Annotated in this window: 5 protein-coding genes and 1 pseudogene; 4 read left to right on the forward strand and 2 right to left on the reverse strand. The window is 46.2% G+C overall.

Annotated elements, in window-relative coordinates; all coding sequences use genetic code 11:
- A pseudogene (locus HMPREF1024_RS31580) lies at positions 1–299 on the forward strand (hypothetical protein); the annotation flags it as partial.
- Between the two features lie 703 nt (positions 300–1002).
- The gene (locus HMPREF1024_RS00320) at positions 1003–1212 is read left to right on the forward strand and encodes a YdgH/BhsA/McbA-like domain containing protein (RefSeq protein WP_009310047.1); all 210 of its coding nucleotides are present in this window, start codon (positions 1003–1005) and stop codon (positions 1210–1212) included.
- Between the two features lie 841 nt (positions 1213–2053).
- Here HMPREF1024_RS00320 and HMPREF1024_RS00315 read toward each other — a convergent pair.
- Together HMPREF1024_RS00315 and HMPREF1024_RS00310 are read right to left on the reverse strand one after the other, a co-directional pair.
- Positions 2054–2455, reverse strand: a complete 402-nt coding sequence (locus tag HMPREF1024_RS00315) for an AlpA family transcriptional regulator (RefSeq protein WP_009310048.1) — start codon at positions 2453–2455, stop codon at positions 2054–2056.
- On the reverse strand, positions 2455–2646 hold the full coding sequence (locus HMPREF1024_RS00310; RefSeq protein WP_004187666.1) for a Rop family plasmid primer RNA-binding protein: 192 nt from the start codon (positions 2644–2646) through the stop codon (positions 2455–2457). The genes HMPREF1024_RS00315 and HMPREF1024_RS00310 overlap by 1 nt, the downstream gene beginning before the upstream one ends.
- A 1343-nt stretch (positions 2647–3989) precedes the next feature.
- On the opposite strand from HMPREF1024_RS00310, the gene HMPREF1024_RS00305 reads away from it, so the two are divergent.
- Together HMPREF1024_RS00305 and HMPREF1024_RS29830 are read left to right on the forward strand one after the other, a co-directional pair.
- Positions 3990–4559 (forward strand): hypothetical protein, encoded by a 570-nt coding sequence (locus tag HMPREF1024_RS00305; protein ID WP_009310049.1) that lies wholly within the window; start codon positions 3990–3992, stop codon positions 4557–4559.
- A 3-nt stretch (positions 4560–4562) separates the two neighbouring features.
- Positions 4563–5108, forward strand: a complete 546-nt coding sequence (locus HMPREF1024_RS29830; protein ID WP_009310050.1) for a hypothetical protein — start codon at positions 4563–4565, stop codon at positions 5106–5108.
- Positions 5109–5201: the final 93 nt, after the last annotated feature.

Consider the following 5201-nt stretch of genomic DNA (forward strand, 5'->3'; position numbering starts at 1 on the left):
CATTACCTGAGATTATCAACCGTCTATGCGATCCAGCAGAAAAGGTGTATCAAACATCAGCAAAGAGAAACTGGGCCTACTCGATTACGATTGATGATCCAGAGGGGCCATATCACTTATTTTTTGAAATAAGACGCGCCTCGCGTGATGAGAAACACCTACAAGATTTGAACATGGTTATCGAGAGTGCCTATCCTGAAGATCGAGGGTACGGGCCTCCGTCCTTACTAGGGCGAATTGGCTTTGTAGGGTTATGCGGTAGGGTATTTTGTGGGAAGCCTCTGGCGACTAAAAGATGAAAAAAAAGCACCTGAAAGGTGCCTTTTTTCTGTTTCTTTGGTAATCGTTCCGGACACCACTAGCTTTTGCTTAGGTTCGCCTTGCGCGAACACAGGAACAAGATTTGTCCTGCTGGGTAGCGCTCAATCTCATCCGGTCAGTCGCTACGATGTAAACAATATAACAAAACCAATAACGCAATTCAGCACCACCGGTTCAATGCAATGCTTTGATTCATATGGAGCACCATGAGTACAGAAACCATAAGTAACCATCTGAATTTAAATGGCAAGATGCATTTTATAAAACAACTCAACTTCTGAGTTGTTTTATAAAATGCATCTGTTCTTATGATTCACCATGATTTCACTACAATAGAAAAAAACATAGATAGTTGTTTTCATTTAAAAAATAAATCCCCTCCTGTTTTCATCACCTTGATGCATTGGCAATCGTCGCACGGCAGCTTTCACTGATACCCTCAGCCTGACGGCAGCGGTCGGTGTAATTGTCGCCTAATAATTGTGCGACCCCTCGAGGCTATTCATCCTGCCCCTAAATCAGAGTCTCACACCTGGTTTTGATGCGCTCAATTTTTGTTCTATTTTTTTGAATAATATCCGCAAATTGTTTCGATTTTAATCAGTTCATGGTCGTCCTATCATTTATCACATCAGGGCAACAACGCCCCATACAGAACAAAATGACTTAAGGAATACGACCATGAAATCCATCAAAACTTTCGTTGCAGTTGCCGCTCTATCCATGATGTCTTTCGGTGCCTTTGCTCAGAGCGTCAGCGCTACCGCCTCCACCCTGGATCGTGCTGAAGCAAAAATTGCCGCACAGGCCGCTGAACAAGGTGCGTCATACAAAATCACCAGCGCTCAGTTCAATAACCGTGTCCACATGACGGCTGAACTGACCAAATAAGATGGTCGCAGAGGGAGCTGCCGAACAGGTCGCCGGGAGGCGGCCCGTTTCGTCCCTTAGCAGGAAAACCTTCAGGCCCCTTCGGGGCTTTTTTGCATCTGTCATTTAACATAAAGGCATGATTGTACGCACCGCTAAAACGGCCTCAGGGCGTTTCCGACGGGAAACCGGTAAAACAGGCAACAAACCACCCGAAAACCCGCCAGAAACGCGCAGGCTCTGTTTTTACGGCATGCATGAGTATGCACGCAAGTGCATAGCGCGAAAATTCACGCCATTCAGCCAGGGTAAGTCCTGTTTCCGGCGTTCTTCCTATCCGAAAACGGTGAACGGGGACGCAATTTATTGCGTGGCCGTGAAGCGTTGCCGGCGCAGCCGGAAAACCGGTTTTCAGCACACTCAGGAATGGGGTTCGTCGACGGCCGGCAATGACGTTATGGCAAGTCGCCGGACGACTCACCACACGATTCACCGGCGATTCGACTCGTGACTTGACTCTAGAGTCGCCAAGGTCAAAAAAACACCAAAATGACGATTCGACTCTAGAGTCAAGTCGTCATAAGTTACTGATAGTCTTAAGTGAGTCGTCGATGACTCTATGACGAGTCGTCGGCAAGTCGTACACGAATCGCCGACGACTTGGATTCACCTTACAGAAAGTAATACTGCGTAATTTAATAACCCACAACTAACTGATATTAATGAGTTATCTTCAAAATTTTAATTTTGCGTGGGGTGTGGGTATTTTTAGTGGTGAGGAGCGTTCAGAGATCTGACGATTTTTGGGAAGGTTCAGGAACTCCCCGGAATGACCGGAGAGGAAAACTGAAGCATGACGGGGTCAGGATTTTTTCCAGAATTTCCACCATGGCGCCGGGGATTCAGTTAATTTTGCCTGGTGATTTTCAAGAAGGAGCATGGCCTGTTTCAGGCTGTCAATGTGCGAATCCTTGGACAAAAGTAAGGTGTTCAGGTGTTCAATCTCCTGTTTCAGATGACGAATCACCTGTTCACTCTGGTCAGCAGAGGCTGTATCACGCTGTTCAGAGACCTGTCCAGAATGGTGTTCACCCTTCGGTTGCTCAAAGGGACCAAAGACACGTAAAAGCTCTGAAGTATCTACCATTTTTGCATTACGTTCACCGCTACAGGTGGACAGGTCACCTGCTTTAATTAACCTGTGCAGTGTTGTTCTACTCTTACCCGTCAGTCGTGCAGCCTCACTAATAGACACTCTGGCCATCAGTTACCATCCTGTAATGCATCCAGTCTCGAGGACAGTGTACGGAAAAGATGCTCCGCATCATCGTGGAGTTTCTCACAAAGGTCGGCCTCGACATCGAGATCAAGCTCGTTAAGCTTCTCCAGCAGGAGCAGAGACTGATTCTGGATGAATTTTGCCATATTCAGCGCTGTTTTCTGTTGTTTCGTCATAAGAGGCCTCACAGCGTCAGTGCTCAGTGTAGGGATGTTCTCTTTTCCGCTTCCTCGCTCACTCAGTCGCTACGCTCCTGCCGTTCGGCTGCGGCGAGCGGCAGGAGCATGCGTACAAAAGCTCGAGAAAACCGAGCAATCGCGTGATGGAGAAAGGAAAGGCCGCGGCGTTGCCGTTTTTCCATAGGCTCCGCCCCCCTGACAAGCATCACAGAATCTGACGCTCAAATCAGTGGTGGCGAAACCCGACAGGACTATAAAGATACCAGGCGTTTCCCCCTGATGGCTCCCTCGTGCGCTCTCCTGTTCCTGCCATTCGGTTTGCCGGTGTCATTCCGCTGTTATGGCCGCGTTTATCTCATTCCACGCCAGACACTCAGTTCCGAGAAGGCAGTTCGCTCCAAGCTGGACTGTCTGCACGAACCCCCCGTTCAGTCCGACCGCTGCGCCTTAACCGGTAACTATCATCTTGAGTCCAACCCGGAAAGACACGACAAAGCGCCACTGGCAGCAGCCATTGGTAAGAGTCAATGTGCGAGAGATTTTAGAGAGTACTTGAAGTGATGGCCGGACTACAGCTACACTGAAAGAACAGTTTTGGTGACTCGTCTCGCACAAGACAGTTACCTGGTTAAGCAGTTCCCCAACTAACTTAACCTTCGATCAAACCACCTCCCCAGGTGGTTTTTTCGTTTTCAGAGCAAGAGATTACGACGATACAAATGGGATCTCAAGAAGATCCTTAACTAATTGCAGCTCGCTTCACTATCACATTCAACTCCCGTCACCGTCGATTAAAACCATATACAACTACGGTCAGGTGATTCCGCTCACTGGAGCGAAATTACCCGTTAAGCTCAAAACGCTTAACGTAAGATAATTCCCGTTTTCCAAGCTACCCCCATCAACATCCACACATAGCTCTCAGACGCGCTCAGGCAAGAGCCAAGTCATTTCCTGCCCCAAACCACACCATAACCATAAAAACCACCGAAAATCGAACACAGGGCACTATGAGCAGGCATATCGATTTGCATTAAATGGCTGCCGTAAAATTATTACCTTGCCCCCTTGCATCCCCATTCAGCACCGCGAGCACATTCAGCACATTGAGTACAATTAAGCACAGCGAGCACAGAAACCTGTCATAACTCGTTGAATATCAGTCACCATATGCTGTATTTATTACAACTCACAGATTGAGTTGTAATAAATACATACTCACAAGATACCTATACGTTGAAAGGCAACATCACAACCACACGCAAAACACAACATAACTCATTGTTTTAAAAGAAAAAACACTTAAAATAACCGTATGTTAAATGATTTTGGAGAATATAATGGCGAAGTTACCACTGCCACTACCGATAGCGTCCCCCCCAACAGTAAGCAATAGTGGCTCAGAAAGAGCGAAGAAGTCAGGAAGAAGAACTCTTTCAGCAAAAAGGAAAACCTTGTTAGAAGAACTATGGGGAGACGAACTTGAACAACTCAAGGTATGGAATCGCCATGAGCATGACGGGTATACAACTGTGCCAAGAACGCTGACATATATCAGTCGAATTCTCGATTATCTCGGAGGAACGGGACTGCCATTGTCCCAAACATATCTGGCTCTTTGGTGCAGGGTATTTGATGAGGGCTTTGTGGAAATAAGAGATAAAGATGGATTTGCTTATGAAGCTGGTTTTAGTGGACAGCGAGCAGTAACCACATGGACAGGGAGGATGAGAAAACTAAGAGATTTAGGTTTCATAACTACAAAACCTGGCACATCAGGTGAGTTTCAATATGTGATTTTGCTTAACCCACTGACTGTCATTAAGGAGTTATACGAAGGTAAGGAAAAAGATGAAAGATACAATGCATTAGTGGGCCGTATGCAGGAGGTTGGTGCTAAATGGGAGTAATTCATGGCTAGCTATTTCCCGACGTTAGACATATCTGGAGAAGAGTTCGATTTCACTCACCTTGAGCCATTCATTATGCACGTAAATAGCGATATGGCTAAAAAGGTATTAAAAGTACACGTTAGGTTCACAAATCATTGTTTTACAAAAGGTTATGAAGCTTTTTATCACCCAGCAGGAGAACAGATAATTTACGACCATAGCGGGAATGGGAGAACGTTTTGCCCAATTAGATATAGATTATCTTTGGCATTACCTGAGATTATCAACCGTCTATGCGATCCAGCAGAAAAGGTGTATCAAACATCAGCAAAGAGAAACTGGGCCTACTCGATTACGATTGATGATCCAGAGGGGCCATATCACTTATTTTTTGAAATAAGACGCGCCTCGCGTGATGAGAAACACCTACAAGATTTGAACATGGTTATCGAGAGTGCCTATCCTGAAGATCGAGGGTACGGGCCTCCGTCCTTACTAGGGCGAATTGGCTTTGTAGGGTTATGCGGTAGGGTATTTTGTGGGAAGCCTCTGGCGACTAAAAGATGAAAAAAAAGCACCTGAAAGGTGCCTTTTTTCTGTTTCTTTGGTAATCGTTCCGGACACCACTAGCTTTTGCTTAGGTTCGCCTTGCGCGAACAC

This window comes from Klebsiella sp. 4_1_44FAA, assembly GCF_000238715.1.
In the GTDB taxonomy this organism is placed as follows: domain Bacteria; phylum Pseudomonadota; class Gammaproteobacteria; order Enterobacterales; family Enterobacteriaceae; genus Klebsiella; species Klebsiella pneumoniae.

Bases quoted from the DNA above. Each gene is read 5' to 3' on its own strand.
- HMPREF1024_RS29830 (WP_009310050.1), top strand. From the start codon at position 4,563: ATGGCTAGCTATTTCCCGACGTTAGACATATCTGGAGAAGAGTTCGAT.
- HMPREF1024_RS00305 (WP_009310049.1), top strand. From the start codon at position 3,990: ATGGCGAAGTTACCACTGCCACTACCGATAGCGTCCCCCCCAACAGTA.
- HMPREF1024_RS00320 (WP_009310047.1), top strand. From the start codon at position 1,003: ATGAAATCCATCAAAACTTTCGTTGCAGTTGCCGCTCTATCCATGATG.
- HMPREF1024_RS00315 (WP_009310048.1), bottom strand. From the start codon at position 2,455: ATGGCCAGAGTGTCTATTAGTGAGGCTGCACGACTGACGGGTAAGAGT.
- HMPREF1024_RS00310 (WP_004187666.1), bottom strand. From the start codon at position 2,646: ATGACGAAACAACAGAAAACAGCGCTGAATATGGCAAAATTCATCCAG.